Origin of the sequence: Promicromonospora sp. NPDC090134 (assembly GCF_044746965.1) — a bacterium.
Classification (GTDB): Bacteria; Actinomycetota; Actinomycetes; order Actinomycetales; family Cellulomonadaceae; genus Promicromonospora.
Genome location: NZ_JBIVCZ010000012.1, coordinates 111070 through 126806, shown reverse-complemented (window position 1 = coordinate 126806; position 15737 = coordinate 111070). Strand labels below are relative to the sequence as shown.

Genomic DNA, 15737 nt, shown 5'->3' with positions numbered 1-15737 from the left:
GGGCTGGGAGATGGTGCTCACCGGGCCTCCTCGGCGGGACGTACGTGCAGGGCTGGACTCGCTGGACTCGCTGGACTCGCTGGACTCGCTGGACTGGCTGGACTGGCTGGACCGGCTGGACTCGCTGGACCGGCTGGTGGCGGCGCGGCGAGCGCCGAGCGCACCACCTTGTTCAAGGACGAGCGTGGCAGGTCCGGGACGAGGTCGAAGTGCCGCGGCACCTTGTAGCCCGCGAGCTCGCGCCGGCAGAAGGCCTCCAGCTCCTCCGCGTCGGTGAGCCGGCCGCCGCGCGGCACCACGAACGCGTGGCCCACCTCGCCCCAGCGCTCGTCGGGCACGCCGACGACGGCGGCGTCCGCCACGGCGGGGTGCCGGCGCAGCGCCGCCTCCACCTCCGCCGGGGTGACGTTCTCGCCGCCCGTGATGAACACGTCCTTGAGCCGGTCCACCACGCGGTAGTACCCGTCGGCGTCGCGTTCCACCAGGTCACCGGTGCGCAGCCAGCCGCCCGCGAACGACGCCGCGGTCGCCTCCGGCTCCCGGAAGTAGCCCGCGAACACGCTCGGGCCGCGCACCAGCAGCTCGCCGGTCGCGGTGCCCGCGAGGTGCTCGCCGGTGACCGGGTCGGCCACCGCCACCTCGACGTGCGGGTACGGCACGCCGGCGGAGCCGACGCGGTCACGCGCCACGTCGTCGGGCAGGCAGAGCACGTTGGGGCCAGCCTCGGTGAGGCCGTAGCCCTGGGTGAGCGCGACGCCGCGCCGGTGCCAGGCGCGCAGCAGCGGCTCCGGCATGGGCGCGCCGCCCACAACGGCGTGCCGCAAGGAGCTCAGGTCGGCCGCCGCGAAGCCGGGGTGCTCGGCGAGCAGCAGGTAGTTGGTGGGCACGCCCATCATCGTCGTGACCCGCCGGTCGGCAACCAGGCGCAGCACGCGCTCGGGCTCGAAGGTGCGCTCCAGCACCACGGTGGCGCCCGTCCACCAGGCCAGCAGCGGCTGGATGTTCCAGCCGCCCACGTGGAACTGCGGCAGCACCGAGAGCACCACGTCCGTGCTGGTCAGCTCCACGGTCCGGGACAGCGACAGGTTGTTCCAGAAGCAGTTCGCGTGGGTGAGCAGCGCGCCGCGCGAGGTGCCGCCCGTGCCGGACGTGAACACCAGCAGCAGCGGGTCGTCGTCGCGCACCGCGCGGTGCGGCGGGCCGGCGGGCGGCTCCGCCCGGCGGCGCGTGAGCGGCGGCACGCGCGCCTCCACGCCGTGCGGCCCCAGCGCGGTGCGTGACGGCGGCAGGGGCAGCCGTTCGAGCGCGGCGTCCGCCAGGGTGCCGCACTCCTCCTCGACGAGCACGAGCGCAGGGTCGGCCTGGTCGAGCTGCGCCGCGAGCTCGTGCGGGGACAGCCGCCACGACAGCGGCGCGAGCACGAGCCCGGCCTTGGCACAGGCGAAGAACAGCACCACCTGGTCGGAGCTGTTCCCCGTCACGGTGGCGATCCGGTCGCCGACACCGTAGCCGGCGTCCCGCAGCCGGGCGGCCAGGGCCGTGGCCCGTGCGTCCAGGGCGCGATAGGTGAGGGTGACGCCGCGGTCGTCGACCGCCACCCGGTCGGGCGTGGCCAGCGCGCGGTCGCGCGGCCACCGGCCCAGCGTGTGCAGGTCGCTCATGCCGCCACCCCCTCGGGTGCGGGGGTCGCCGCGGGCCGACGTCGGGCGGCCAGCCGTTCGGCCGCGCCCGCAAGCCCGCCCGGCAGGAAGATCACGACCAGCACGAAGCACGTGCCGAGCAGGAACATCGGCTCCGAGAGCGGGATGCGGAGCACGGCGGGCAGCCCGGCCACGGCCTCGGAGTGCGCGAGCTCGGCGAGCCGCTGGTCGAGCAGCGTGTAGAGCACCGCCCCGACGACGGCGCCCCAGCGCGAGCCGACCCCGCCGAGCACCACCATGACCAGGAGCGTGAGCGTGAAGTCGGCGGTCGACGTCGCGGGCGAGGCGCCGGACTGCAGCAGCAGGTACGCCATCCCGACCACGGTCGCGAGCGACGCCGCCAGGACGAACACCACGAGCTTGGTCAGGTACGGGCGGCCGCCGATGATCCGCACGCGGACCTCGTTCTCGCGCACGGCCGCGGCCATGTGCCCGGCCCGGCTGCGCTCGATCCACAGCACCACCAGGTAGACCACCAGCAGCACCGCGAGCGCCAGCCAGTACAGGTTGCGGGTGTTGACCACGCCCACGAGGGCGTCCGGTACGCCGTCGGTCGCGAGGGCCAGGCCCTCCTCGCCGCCGGTCACGTCGCCCTGGTCGCGGCGCACCAGCACGTTCCCGGCCTGGGCGAACGCGAGCGTGACCATGGCGAACGAGATGCCGGTGACGCGCAGCGAGATGGCGCCCACGACGAACGCGAGGGCCACACCGCCCACGAGCACCAGCGCGGCGGCGGGCAGGAGGGGCACGTCGGTGCGGTCCAGCACGATCGCGAGGCCGTAGATCCCGGCCGCGAAGTACAGCGCGTGCCCGAAGCTCATCAGGCCAGCCACCCCGAACAGCAGGTGGTAGGACAGCGCGAGCGCCGCCGTCAGCCAGCACAGGGCGAGGAGCTGGAGCGTGCCGGGCTCGTAGGTGTAGCCGGGCAGCACGCCGGGGACCGGGAGCGCCAGCAGCGGCAGGCAGGCCAGGAGCACCAGGAGCGCCAGGCCGCCGAGGCGGGTGCGGGTCCTGCGGTTCATGCGGGCCTCCCCATCAGTCCGGACGGGCGCACGAGCAGCACGAGCGCCAGGAGCAGGACGACGATCAGGTCGCCGGTGTTGTTCAGGTAGAAGTTCGCGAGCTGCTGCAGCACGGCGACGACGACGGACGCCACCGCCGCCCCGGTCAGCGAACCCATGCCGCCGATCACCGTGACGATGAACGCGAAGATCAGCAGGCTCGCGCCCAGGTGCGGCGAGACGTAGTTCAGCGACTGCGTGGCCAGCACGCCACCCAGGCCGGCGGCCGCCCCGCCGACGGCGAACACGAGCGTGAACGCGCGGCGCACGTCGATGCCGAGCGCCGTGACCATGGCCCGGTTCTCGACGCCGGCGCGGATGATCAGGCCGTACCGCGTGTACCGCAGGAACGCGACGATGCCGCCGAGCACCGCGGCCGCCGCGAGCACGTTGAGGAACGCGGTGTTCGGCACGTGCGCGCCCAGGACGTCCGTGGTCGAGGACAGCCACTCGGTGCGCGTGACGTTGCGCGGGTTGGGCCCCCAGATCCCCTCGAACAGCGCGACCGTGGCGAGCGAGAGGCCGACGGTGACGAGCACCTGCTCGATGTGCCGGTCGTACAGGGGCCGGATGAGGCCCAGCTCGGTGGCGGTCGCCGCGGCCGCACCGGTGAGCGCACCCACCACGAGGCCCAGCAGGAGGCCTCCCCAGGTGCCCGCGCCGACGAGGTTGCCCGCCGCGAGCCCGACGAACGCGCCGAGCGTGAGGAACGAGCCGTGCGCGAAGTTCAGCACGCCCATCAGGCCGTAGATCAGGGACAGGCCCGAGGCGACGAGAAAGTACAGCCCACCCAGGCCGAGGCCCGTGGCCAGGAGGAGGATCAGGGTGCTCATCGGCCGGCCTCCGCGGTGGTGTGTGCTTCCTCGCCGGTCGGCACGTCCTCGGCCGGACCTGCCGAGACCCCCAGCAGCCGCTGGACCAGGTCGGGATCGTCCAGCAGCGCCCGGGCCGGGCCCGTGTGCACCACACGTCCGGCGTCGATCACCACGACGCGCTCGGCCAGCCGCTCGACGACCTGCAGGTTCTGCTCCACGAGCAGCACGGGCACGGTCCGGGCGGCCGCGGCCAGGGTCTCGGTCACCTCGGTCACGATCCGCGGGGCGAGCCCCTTGGTGGGCTCGTCCACGAGGAGGATCCGGTTCTCGTTGAGCAGCGCCCGCGCCAGCGAGACCATCTGCTGCTGCCCGCCCGAGAGCGTGCCGGCACGCTGCCCAGCTCGCTTGACCAGGTCCGGGAAGAGGGCGTCGACCAGCTCGCGGTGCTCCACGGTCGTACCGGGCCGTTCCGCGAGCCGGAGGTTCTCCGCCACCGTCAGGCCCGCGAACACCTCGCGGTCCTCCGGCACGTAGCCCACGCCGCGGCGGACGATGCGGTCCGTGCGCTCGGTGTCCACGCGGACGCCGTCGAGCAGCACCTCGCCCGACCGCTCGATCAGGCCGAGGATCGCCCGCAGCGTGGACGTCTTGCCGACGCCGTTGCGGCCGAGCACCGCGGTGACGCCGGACGCCGGGACCTCGAACGACACGTCGTGCACCACCTCCTGGCCGGCGATGCGCGCGGACAGCCCGCGCACCTCCAGCACGTTCGGCCCGCTCATGCCGCGCTCCCCGCCGTCGTGCCCGCCGTGGTGCCCAGGTACGCCGACTGAACGGTCTCGTCCGCCATGACCTTCTCCGGGACGTCGCAGGTCAGGAGTTCGCCGTGGTGCATGACGGCGACGCGGTCGGCCAGGCCAAGCACCACGTCCATGTGGTGCTCCACCATGAGCACCGTGCGGCCGGAGTCGTTGATGGACCGGATCACCTCGACCAGCCCGGCGACGTCACCCGTCGCCACGCCCGCCATCGGCTCGTCCAGCAGCACCACCGACGAGTCCATCGCCAGCAGCACGGCGATCTCCAGCTTGCGCTTGTCGCCGTGGGACAGGTCGCCGGCCGCGGCGTCGGCCCGGTGGGTCAGGCCCACGGTCGCGAGGTGCTCGGCGGCCTCCCCCGACGCGGCGTCGCCGCGCCGGGGGAAGCTCAGCACCGAGAGGCTGCCGCCGAGGCGGCGCTGGGTGGCGAGCCGGACGTTCTCGACGACGGACAGCCGCGGGAACAGGCTCGACGTCTGGAACGTCCGGCCCAGGCCGGCGCGGGCCCGCACCGCGACGGACGCCGCGGTCACGTCCCGACCCCCGAGCAGCACGCGGCCGCTCGTGGCCCGGTAGATCCCGCTGATCAGGTTGAACAGCGTGGTCTTGCCCGCGCCGTTCGGCCCGATCACGCCCAGCAGCTCGCCGCGCCCCACCCGGAGGTCCACCCCGTCGAGGATGCGCGCGCCGCCGATCGTCAGCCCGAGCCCGGCCGTGTCGAGGACCGGCTCGCCACCCGTCGCCATTACTCGGTCGCCTCGGCGGGCGCGACGGTCTCGCCGTCGATGACCTCGACCAGCTCCGGCGTCCAGGTGTCGCCGTCCTTGACCAGCTTGGCCTGGTACATCGGCTGGATCAGCGCGTGGTCGGAGGCGCGGACCGTGGTCTCGCCCTTTGGGCCCTCGAACGTGTAGCCCTCCAGCGCGTCGACCATCGCCTCGACGTCGCCCGCACCCTCCTCGATCGCATGCACGATGAGCTGCGCCGCGACGAAGCCGTCCGGCGTGAACAGGTCGGGCGTGCCGCCGGCCGCCTCGACGGCGTCGAGCATCGCGGCCTCGGTCGCGGTGCCGGCCGCGCCCGGGAAGTAGTGGTTCAGAAAGCTGACCTTCTCGGCCGCGTCGCCATAGGCGCCGTAGGTGGCCACGTCGCCCAGGCCGGTCACGACGGTGGTCCCGTCGAGCACGCCCTGCTGGTCCAGGCCCTGCCACATCGCGCCCGTCGTGGCGCCGGCCCAGGCCACGAAGACCATGTCAGCCTTCGCGTCGAGCACCTTCTTGGCGAAGGGCGTGAACTCCGTGGCGTCCTCGGGCACCAGCACCGAGGAGACCTCCGCGCCCTGGCCGCCCAGCACGCCCTCGACCGCGGCGAGGTTGCCCTGCCCGAACGCGTTGTCCTGGGCGAAGACGACGACCTTCGCACCCTTCGGGTCCACGAACGTGCCCGCCGCGGCGACGTCCTGCAGCGACTGCCGGCCGCTGCGGAACGTGTAGCGGTTGATGCCGGTGAGCGTGTCCACGGCCGCGGGGCCGGACACGTACAGGACCTTGTTCTGCTCGGCCTGCTCGGCGAGCGGCAGCGCCACGCCCGAGACGACCGTGCCGCCCAGGATCTGGTAGCCCTTGCCGATCAGGTCCTTGGCCTGCGAGACCGCCTTCTCGGGGTCGCCGGCGTCGTCGTGGTAGGTCACGTTCAGCTCGTGACCGGCCACCGTCCCGGTGCCGTCGGTGGCGTACTCGATGCCCGCCTCGAACCCCTGCTTATAGGCCGCGCCGTAGGCGGCGAGCGGCCCGGACTCCGAGTAGACGATGCCGACGTCGATCGGTGCCGCGTCCGCGCCGTCGTCGCCGCTGCCGCCGGTGGTCGCGCCGGTCGGCGCGCACGCTGCGAGCGCCAGGCCCGTCACCGCCGCGGCGGCGACGGCCATGAGGGACTTCCTCGTCCGCATGACTCTGCCCTTCTTCGGGTGGTCGCCGCTCGTGGGGTGCGGGCTACGTCGCCCAAACCTGAGAGGCGATTCAGGTTGCGGAGATAGTGGACGAGCCGGGCATCTCGTGTCAACCCATCCGCCGGTGGAAGGGGCCGGGTGAACTATTGACAGGTGATTCAGGTCGCACCTAATGTCCGCAGATGTCCGGCTGACCCCGCGCATCGGAGCGCCTCGGGCAGCACGACCTCAATGTGGAGGTTCGCATGACACACCCATCCCCACGGCGCCCTCGGCGCCTGGCCGCGTGGATCGCGACCGTCGTCGCGATAGCGCTCACCCCACCCGCCGTCGCAGCCATGGCCGCCGTCGCCCAGCCGGCCGCGCAGTCGGTCGCGGCCGGCGCCTGGTCCTCCCGGACGGCGGGCGGCATGACCACGCAGCTCTACGTGCCGACGTCGCAGCCCGCGCTGGCGGCCGGGCGGGCGCTGATGATCAACCTGCACGGGTGCGTGCAGACCGCGACCAACCTGAGGAACGGCGGCAACTGGACCACGACCGCCGACGAGCACGGCATGGTCGTGGCCGTGCCCGCCGCGCCGAACGGCGGCGTGCTGCTCGGCTGCTGGGACTACTACGACACGTCCCACTCGCGGGCCAACCCGGCGCGGCACGACGACAACCTGCTGCAGCTCGTCGACGACCTGCTCGGGGACGCGTCGCTCGGCATCGACCCGAACCAGGTCTACCTCTCCGGGCTCTCGTCCGGCGGCGGCGAGACCATGGTCATGGGCTGCCTCGCGCCCGACGTCTTCGCGGGGATCGGCATCAACGCCGGCCCGACGGTCGGCACGACGTCCGGCCAGATCGGGTCGGTGGCGACCACGCAGGCACAGGCCACGACCGTCTGCCGCAACTTCGCCTCGACCGGCTCGCCCGGCTTCGGCACGCAGGTGACGTCGGTGATCTACGGGTCGTCCGACACCACCGTGGCGACGGGGTACAACACCCTGAATGCGCAGGTCATGGCCGGTATCTACGGGGCCTCCAGCCAGTCGTCGTTCTCCCTGGCGGGACTGCCCGGCACCAACACCTCGGGCTCGGGCACCCTCTGGTCCGACGGCACCGGGCCGCGCGTCTCGCTCATCGCCAACACGAACGTGGGCCACGCGTGGCCGGCCGGCGGCGGGCCGGGCGGCTCGTACATCTCGACGAGCTCGGTGAACTACCCGGCGTACGTGACGGACTTCTTCTTCGACAACAACCGGCGCGTGGACCGCTCGGCCGAGCCCACCGACCCGCCCACCGACCCGCCGACGGATCCGCCCACCGACCCGCCGGGGCTGTTCTGCGGCGCGGCCACGAACGCGCAGCACCAGGCCGCGGGCCGAGCGACGTCGTACGGCATCGACCCGTACAACCCGTTCTACGCCGTCGGCACCCTGGACTACCTCGGCCAGGGGAACACGACCGTGACGACCCTGCGGGAGACGTCGGAGGGGGTGTTCGACCTGGTCACGGGCTGCTGACGCAGCGCTGCCGAACCCGCTCAGCCCTCGGGAGCGTGCCGCTCCAGGAAGGTGTAGACCTCCGTGGTCTCCACGCCCGGGTACGCGCCTGAGGGCATCGCGGCGAGCATCGACGCGTGCGGCCGGGCGGAGGGCCAGGCGAAGTCGCCCCACTTCTCGGTCAGGTCCGCCGGCGGACGCCGGCAGCACGACTCGTCGGGGCACCGCGAGGCCGACCGGACCGTCGTCTCACGCCCGGAGAACCACTTGACGTGCGCGAACGGCACGCCGACCGAGACCGAGAAGGCGCCGTCCGACGTGTTCTCCACGCGCGAGGTGCACCAGTAGGTGCCCGACGGCGTGTCCGTGTACTGCGCGTACGGGTTGAACCGGTCCTCGACGTCGAACACCTGGCGTGCCGTCCACTGCTTGCACACGTGCTGGCCCTCGACGGCGCCCAGGGCGTCCGAGGGAAACCGCACGCCGTCGTTCTCGTACGCCTTGTGCAGGATGCCCGACTCATGGACCTTCATGAAGTGCACCGGGATGCCGAGGTGCCGCGTCGCGAGGTTGGTGAACCGGTGCGCGGCGGTCTCGAAGGACACCCCGAACGCGTCGCGCAGGTCCTCGATCGCGATGGCGCGCTCGTCCTTGGCGTCGCGCAAGAACTTCACGCCCGGCTTCTCCGGCACCATCAGGGCCGCCGCCAGGTAGTTGGCCTCGACCCGCTGGCGCAGGAACTCGCCGTAGTGGCCCGGCTCGGTGTGGTCGAGCACGTGCGAGGCGAGCGCCTGGAGCAGCGCCGAGCGCGTGTTCGAGCGGCCGCGGAACCCCTTGGACGGCAGGTAGACCCGGCGGTTCCGGGTGTCGATCACCGACCGCGTCGAGTGCGGCAGGTCGCTCACGTAGTGCAGCGTGAAGCCCAGGTGCGCGGCGATCTCCGCGGCCATCCGCTGCGGCAGCGGCCCGGAGGTGTGGCCCACGTCGGCCAGCAGCTCCTTGGCCACCTGCTCCAGCTCGGGCAGGTAGTTGTCCTTGGCGCGCATGTCGTCCCGGAGCTCGCCGTTGGCCCGGCGCGCCTCCTCGGGGGTGGCCGCGCGCTCGGTGTGCAGGCGCTCCAGCTCCCGGTGCAGCGCCAGGATGGTCCCGAGCGCGTCGGTGGGCAGCGACTTGCCGATACGCACGCCGTCGATCCCGAGGGACGCGAACAGGGGGCCGCGCTGCGCGCGCTCCAGCTCGATCTCCAGAGCGTCCCGCTCCGACGGCGGCTCGGCCGAGAGCAGGTCGTCCACCCCCGCGCCGAGCGCCCGGGCGATGGCCTGGAGCTGGGAGAACTTGGGCTCCCGCTTCCCGTTCTCCAGCGTGCTGACCTGCGACGGGGCGCGGTCGATCGCCGCGGCGAGGTCCTCGAGCGTCATGCCCTTGCTGGTCCGCAGGTAGCGGATGCGCCGGCCGATCGTGAGGGCGTCGGGCTCGGCGTCCGCCGTCGGGCCGCCGGCGATACCGCCCGCCGTGCCGCGCGCGGGGCGCGCCACCGGACGGCGTGTGGCGCCCGCGGCCTGCCGGCGCGGCTGGGCGCTCTGCCCGCCCTGCGGAGAACGCGAGGATGTCGCGTTTCGGGCGGTTCCGCGATTCTCGGTGCTTCCTGCCATGACTGAGGGTGACATAGGCAAAGGCTTCCGATCAACAGAAGAAAACGAAAACTTCTGCGCGGATCTGCTTGAGGAAGGGGTTGCGGAGGGCAGATGGTCGTAACACGTCACCGGCAGACGCGGTGACAACGTTCCGTCCCGAGAAGGAGACCCGCCATGAGCGCACCCACGATCGACCACACGTCCGAGGCGACCACGTCCGCGACGACCGCGGTGCCGGCGCAGGCCTCCGTGCGCACCGGGGACCAGGTCCAGACCGCCGAGGAGCTGCGCCAGTCCTGGGAGTCCGACCCGCGCTGGGCCGGCATCGAGCGCAGCTTCACCGCCGAGGACGTCGTCGCCCTGCGCGGCTCGGTCGGCGAGGAGAACACTCTCGCCCGCCGCGGGGCCGAGCGCCTGTGGCGCCAGCTCCACGAGGAGGACTACATCAACGCCCTCGGCGCGCTGACCGGCAACCAGGCCGTGCAGCAGGTCAAGGCGGGCCTCCAGGCCATCTACCTCTCGGGCTGGCAGGTGGCCGGCGACGCGAACCTCTCGGGGCAGACCTACCCCGACCAGTCGCTCTACCCGGCCAACTCCGTGCCGGCGGTGGTCCGCCGCATCAACAACGCCCTGCTGCGTGCCGACCAGATCGACGTGTCCGAGAACGGCACCCCCACCCGCGACTGGCTCGCCCCGATCGTGGCGGACGCCGAGGCCGGCTTCGGCGGCCCCCTGAACGCGTACGAGCTGATGAAGTCGATGATCCAGTCCGGCGCCGCGGGCGTGCACTGGGAGGACCAGCTCGCCTCGGAGAAGAAGTGCGGCCACCTGGGCGGCAAGGTGCTCATCCCCACCCAGCAGCACGTGCGCACGCTCAACGCGGCCCGGCTCGCGGCCGACGTCGCCGACGTGCCGTCGATCGTGATCGCCCGCACCGATGCCGAGGCGGCGACCCTGATCACGTCCGACGTCGACGAGCGCGACCGCCCGTTCATCACCGGCGAGCGCACCAACGAGGGCTTCTACAAGGTGACCAACGGCATCGAGCCGTGCATCGCCCGCGCCAAGGCGTACGCGCCCTACTCCGACCTGATCTGGATGGAGACCGGCACGCCCGACCTGGAGCTGGCCCGCAAGTTCGCCGAGGCCGTCAAGGCGGACTTCCCCGACCAGATGCTGAGCTACAACTGCTCGCCGTCGTTCAACTGGAAGAAGCACCTCGACGACGACACGATCGCGAAGTTCCAGCGTGAGCTGGGCGCGATGGGCTTCACGTTCCAGTTCATCACCCTGGCCGGCTTCCACGCCCTGAACTACTCGATGTTCGACCTGGCCCACGGCTACGCCCGCGAGCAGATGTCGGCGTACGTGAAGCTGCAGGAGCTGGAGTTCGCCGCCGAGGAGCGCGGCTACACCGCCACGCGGCACCAGCGCGAGGTCGGCACCGGCTACTTCGACCGCGTCGCCACCGCGCTCAACCCGGACTCGGCGACCACCGCCCTGGCCGGCTCGACCGAGACGGCGCAGTTCTGATGACCGCCACCATCGACACCCGCGCCCAGGGCACCAGCCCCTATGACGCCGACGCCGGCCTGGCCGGGATCGGCACACCGCCGGCAGCCCGCACGGCGTCGGCCCCGGCGCCCTCCCCCGCTCCCGCTCCGGCGCCCGCACCTCGGAGCTCGGCCCCGAGCACGCTGCCGAACGGCGGGGTGGGCGCCTCGGGGACCGGCGCCCGCCGGGGCGTGATCACCGTGACCGCGCCCGTCGGGCCGCGGTACGGCGAGATCCTGACGCCGGAGGCCCTGGCGTTCCTCGCCCTGCTCCACGACCGGTTCGACGCCCGCCGCGACGAGCTGATCGCGCAGCGCCAGCTGCGCCGGCAGGACATCGCCGACGGCAGCGACCCCGACTTCCGGGCCTCGACCCGGCCGGTCCGGGACGACCCGGACTGGCGGGTGGCCGGATCGCGCAACGCGCCCGGCCTGGAGGACCGCCGCGTCGAGATCACGGGTCCCACCGACCCGAGGATGACCATCAACGCACTCAACTCGGGGGCGCGGTGCTGGCTGGCCGACGCCGAGGACGCGTCCAGCCCCACGTGGCCCAACGTGATCGAGGGGCAGCTCGCGCTGCACGACGCGATCCGCGGCACGCTGAACTTCACGAACGAGGGCGGCAAGGAGTACACGCTGCGGTCGGCCGACCTCGTGGACCTCCCGACCATCGTGTTCCGCCCGCGCGGCTGGCACCTCGACGAGGCGCACCTGCGCTACACGGACGCGAACGGCATCACGAGCAGCACGCTCGGCAGCCTCGTGGACTTCGGTCTCTACTTCTTCCACAACGCCGCCGAGCTCGTCGCCCGTGGCCGCGGCCCGTACTTCTACCTGCCCAAGCTGGAGGGCTACCGGGAGGCGCGGCTGTGGAACGAGGTCTTCGAGGTGGCGCAGGACGCGCTCGGCATCCCGCGCGGCACCGTGCGCGCCACGGTGCTCATCGAGACGCTGCCCGCGGCGTTCGAGATGGAGGAGATCCTCTACGAGCTGCGTGACCACTGCGCCGGGCTGAACGCCGGCCGCTGGGACTACCTGTTCTCGGTGATCAAGTGCTTCCGCACGCGCGGCGACTCGTACGTGCTGCCGGAACGCGCGCAGGTCACCATGACGGCGCCGTTCATGCGGGCGTACACCGAGCTGCTGGTGGCCACCTGCCACAAGCGCGGGGCGCACGCCATCGGCGGCATGAGCGCGTTCATCCCCGACCGCCGCAACCCGGAGGTCACGCGACAGGCGTTCCAGCAGGTCGCGGCCGACAAGAAGCGCGAGGCCGGCGACGGTTTCGACGGCACCTGGGTGGCCCACCCCGACCTCATCCCGGTGGCCGAGGCCGAGTTCGACGCCGTGCTGGGCGACGCGCCGAACCAGGTCTCCCGCCTGCGGCCCGACGTCGCCGTGGGGCAGCACGAGCTGCTCGACGTCGCGTCGGCGCGGCGGGCCGGGGCGACCGTGACGTCCGCCGGGCTGCGGTCGAACGTCTCGGTGGCCGTGCGCTACCTCGACGCGTGGCTCCGCGGTACCGGGGCCGCCGCGCTGGACAGCCTCATGGAGGACGCCGCCACCGCGGAGATCTCCCGGTCCCAGGTGTGGCAGTGGATCGCGTCGGGCACCGTGACCGACGACGACCGGCAGCCGGTGACCCGGGAACGGGTCGAGGCGATCCTGCTCGACGTCGTCGCCTCGCTGCCGCACGGCCAGGGCAACCGGATCGACGACGCGGCGGAGATCTTCCGCGCCGTCGCCCTGGAGGACGACTTCCCGGCGTTCCTCACGAGCCCGGCCTACCAGGGGCACCTGGTGGGCTCGCCCGTCGACCGGCCGTAGCCGGCCGACCTCAGGCTGGGACGCCCCGCTGTCGGGGCGTCCCTTCCATCCGCCCGACGCCGTGCCCGGTCGCCGCTCTCTCGGCGCCCCACCACCCCTGGGGTGAGACCGGCACGGCGTCGGGCTCGGTTGTTGTATGCCCCGTCAGTAGCGCTACCCTGGGCGTTCTTCGACGGACGGCAGCGGGGCGCTCGACCGTGCCGCTGCCCCGACCGGTCGGCGGGCGGACCGTGCTCCGCCGGCGCCGATGTCATACGCAAGGGGGCGTTGACCAGTGAGCGAACAGCCGAACGGTGCACAGCCGGCGGACCGGACGCCGGGCGAGGGCGGTCCGGGCGGGCCTGCCGGTGCTGCCGAGCCGGGGATGTCGGGACCGCGGTCGTCCCCGCCGGGAGCGGCCTTCCGCCGACCGGACGACCGCCGCCGCGGAACCCTGAGCCGCCACGGCCGCAGCGCCTGGACCGGCGTCGTCGCCCTGGCGGTGACCGGAAGCGTCCTGGTCACCGCCTCCGCGAGCGTTCCGCCGGCGGGCGCCGGGCTGCTCGGCACGCCGACGGCGGGCGTGGCGACGGTGCCCGCGGCGTCGGGCCCGGGGCAGACGGCGGCGCGGCTCGGCACCGTCCGACACGCCGCGCCGGCGCCGTCCGCCGTGTCGGACGGCGTCACCGTGAGTCAGGTCCTCGCCGTGCTCGACCGCGCCGAGCTGACCCTGCGGCAGAGCTCGGCGCCCAGCCCCGGCGTCGCCCAGGCCGCCGCGGAGCTCGGCATGCTCTACACGACCTACCAGGCGCAACAGCTCGCCCTGGCCGAGGCCGACCGGCCGCTCCGCGTCGAGTCGGCCCCGACGGCGGGTGATGCGCGCCCGGCAGCCCCTGCGGCCGAGGTCGTGCGGGCCGAGCAGGTGTCGCGCACAGTCACCAGCGCGCTCCGGCAGACCAGGGCCCCGGAGTGGGGTCCGTCGGACGTCTTCCCGCCGCAGCGCGCCGTCCCCGAGGAAGGTCCGGGCTACGTGACGTTCGACGAGGTGGCCGTCGCCGCGATGCGGCTCGCCAACATGCTCGACCCGTCGTCGCCCACCGCGCTGATGGACACGCTGCCCGACGCCGGCACGTCGCTGCGGCGCAACCTGCTGGAGACCGTGGCGGCCTACGGCGACTCCACCGCGGGGTACGCGAACGGCCGCATCCCCGCGGACGCGCTCTGCGCACTGCCCTTCGCGCCCGGCCACCTGCTGCGCTGCGACGCGGCCGAGCGGCTGACCGCGCTCAGCGCCCGCTTCGAGGACGAGTTCGGCTATCCGATCCCGCTGACCGACTCGTACCGCTCGTACGACATGCAGGTGGTGGTCAAGGGGACCAAACCGCACCTCGCGGCGATCCCCGGCACGTCGAACCACGGCTGGGGCCTCGCGATCGACCTCGGCGACCCCGTCGCCGGCGGCAGCTCCCCCGAGTACGTGTGGCTGCGCCTGCACGCGCCCGACTACGGCTGGGACAACCCGTCCTGGGCCCGGCTCGGCGGCGCCAAGCCCGAGCCGTGGCACTTCGAGTTCTTCGCGGCGGGCTCCATCCCGAACCGTGCCATCGACCCGGCCGACGTCGGCACCTGGGCGTCGGACTCGGCGTCCCGGACCGATCCGGCGGACCCGGGCTCCCGGCCTGCGGAGGAGGCCGCGACGACGAAGCGGCCGGCGTCCGGCGGGAACGATTCCGGCTCCGGCGCCGGCTCGGCCGGTGGTCAGGACGGCGGATCCGGTGGGACCGGAGGCTCCGGCGGCGGCTCGTCGACGGAACCGGGCGGCAGCACGCCGACGGCTCCCGAACCGCCGGCCCCGGCCGAGCCCACGCCGACCGAACCGCCCGCGCAGGAGGACCCGGACTCCCCCACCGGCACGGGCCTCGTCGAGGACGTGGTCGGCGGCACGGTCGGCCTGGTCGGCGAAACGGTCGAGGGTGTGGTCGGCGGCGTCGTCGGTGGCCTGCTCGGAGACGGCAGCGCGAGCGGGGCTACGAACCAGGCCGGGTGATCTTTCACCTCTGGCTCGAATAGGTCGGCTTTTCGCCCTTTTTGCCGGATACGGTGCGCCCATGTCCGACGACGAGAGCGCGACCCGCGCTCCAGAACTGAACCCGTCCGCCGAGCCCCTTCCGGCTCCGGACGCATCGAACGGCTCCGTCTCCGACGCCACGAACGGCAGCACGACGGCGGCCGAGCCGGTCACGAACAACCCGGTCGCGAACGACCCGGTCACGAACGACGCAGCGGAGCCGGCGGCCGGCCAGGTGCTGACCGCCGAGAGCACCGCACCGTTCGCGGACGACGCGGCCGGGCCCGCGGCACCGGCACCGGGGCAGGCGCTCGGCAGCGTCGTGGCGTTCCTCAAGAACCACGCCGTCACCCTCGTGCTGGTGGTGCTGCTGATCGCGGCCGTGGTGTGGGGTGCGCTCGGCGTGGTCTCGACGAACGACTGGCAGTCCCGTGCGGCGACGCTCTCGTCGGACCTGGCGAGCGCGGAGCAGACCCTCGCCGAGGCCCGCGCGACGATCGACGACCTGGAGATCGCCAAGGAGCGGGCCGAGACCACAGCGACCGCCTGCGTCGGCGCGATCGACGACGCGGACGCCATGCTCGAGGTCTCGGCCAAGATCGACGACAAGACGGTGGTCTACCTGGAAGGTCTGAACGACTTCATGGCCGCGGTCAACGCGGGCAACATCGCCGCGGCGGAGACCATCGCCGCCGAGATCGACGCGCTGACCGTGCAGCTCGAGGACCTGAACGAGCAGATCGACGGCCACATCGACGACTACACGGACACCGCCGAGGGGTGCCACGTGGACGACGCCCAGGGCGTCTGACCTGGGTTCCGGCCGCGCGGCGGCCGGAACCCG

Annotated in this window: 12 protein-coding genes; 5 read left to right on the top strand and 7 right to left on the bottom strand. The window is 73.1% G+C overall.

The window, feature by feature from the left end; all coding sequences use genetic code 11:
- Positions 1–17: 17 nt before the first annotated feature.
- The 6 genes from ACIPN7_RS26240 to ACIPN7_RS26215 are packed head-to-tail and all read right to left on the bottom strand — an operon-like array spanning position 18 to position 6342.
- The gene (locus ACIPN7_RS26240) at positions 18–1661 is read right to left on the bottom strand and encodes a class I adenylate-forming enzyme family protein (RefSeq protein ID WP_400549505.1); all 1644 of its coding nucleotides are present in this window, start codon (positions 1659–1661) and stop codon (positions 18–20) included.
- On the bottom strand, positions 1658–2722 hold the full coding sequence (locus ACIPN7_RS26235) for a branched-chain amino acid ABC transporter permease (RefSeq protein WP_400549503.1): 1065 nt from the start codon (positions 2720–2722) through the stop codon (positions 1658–1660). The genes ACIPN7_RS26240 and ACIPN7_RS26235 overlap by 4 nt, the downstream gene beginning before the upstream one ends.
- The gene (locus ACIPN7_RS26230; RefSeq protein WP_400549501.1) at positions 2719–3594 is read right to left on the bottom strand and encodes a branched-chain amino acid ABC transporter permease; all 876 of its coding nucleotides are present in this window, start codon (positions 3592–3594) and stop codon (positions 2719–2721) included. Before ACIPN7_RS26230 ends, ACIPN7_RS26235 begins: the two co-directional genes overlap by 4 nt.
- On the bottom strand, positions 3591–4358 hold the full coding sequence (locus ACIPN7_RS26225) for an ABC transporter ATP-binding protein (protein WP_400549499.1): 768 nt from the start codon (positions 4356–4358) through the stop codon (positions 3591–3593). Before ACIPN7_RS26225 ends, ACIPN7_RS26230 begins: the two co-directional genes overlap by 4 nt.
- Positions 4355–5140 (bottom strand): ABC transporter ATP-binding protein, encoded by a 786-nt coding sequence (locus ACIPN7_RS26220; RefSeq protein WP_400549497.1) that lies wholly within the window; start codon positions 5138–5140, stop codon positions 4355–4357. Before ACIPN7_RS26220 ends, ACIPN7_RS26225 begins: the two co-directional genes overlap by 4 nt.
- Entirely contained in the window at positions 5140–6342 is a 1203-nt protein-coding gene (locus ACIPN7_RS26215; protein WP_400549495.1) for a substrate-binding domain-containing protein, read from the bottom strand. Before ACIPN7_RS26215 ends, ACIPN7_RS26220 begins: the two co-directional genes overlap by 1 nt.
- A 245-nt stretch (positions 6343–6587) precedes the next feature.
- Here ACIPN7_RS26215 and ACIPN7_RS26210 point away from each other — a divergent pair, with 245 nt between their 5' ends.
- Positions 6588–7850, top strand: coding sequence for a PHB depolymerase family esterase (locus ACIPN7_RS26210; RefSeq protein ID WP_400549493.1), 1263 nt, complete (start codon positions 6588–6590; stop codon positions 7848–7850).
- Between the two features lie 20 nt (positions 7851–7870).
- Here ACIPN7_RS26210 and ACIPN7_RS26205 read toward each other — a convergent pair whose 3' ends face one another.
- Positions 7871–9364 (bottom strand): helix-turn-helix domain-containing protein, encoded by a 1494-nt coding sequence (locus tag ACIPN7_RS26205; RefSeq protein ID WP_400549491.1) that lies wholly within the window; start codon positions 9362–9364, stop codon positions 7871–7873.
- A gap of 273 nt (positions 9365–9637) precedes the next feature.
- On the opposite strand from ACIPN7_RS26205, the gene aceA reads away from it, so the two are divergent.
- From aceA to ACIPN7_RS26185, 4 genes are all read left to right on the top strand, one after another.
- Entirely contained in the window at positions 9638–10996 is a 1359-nt protein-coding gene (aceA, locus tag ACIPN7_RS26200) for an isocitrate lyase (RefSeq protein WP_400549489.1), read from the top strand.
- A complete protein-coding gene (aceB, locus tag ACIPN7_RS26195; protein WP_400549487.1) occupies positions 10996–12846 on the top strand; it encodes a malate synthase A in 1851 nt (616 codons plus the stop codon). The genes aceA and aceB overlap by 1 nt, the downstream gene beginning before the upstream one ends.
- Positions 12847–13120: 274 nt before the next feature.
- On the top strand, positions 13121–14872 hold the full coding sequence (locus ACIPN7_RS26190) for a D-alanyl-D-alanine carboxypeptidase family protein (protein WP_400549485.1): 1752 nt from the start codon (positions 13121–13123) through the stop codon (positions 14870–14872).
- Between the two features lie 61 nt (positions 14873–14933).
- A complete protein-coding gene (locus ACIPN7_RS26185; RefSeq protein WP_400549483.1) occupies positions 14934–15704 on the top strand; it encodes a hypothetical protein in 771 nt (256 codons plus the stop codon).
- Positions 15705–15737: the final 33 nt, after the last annotated feature.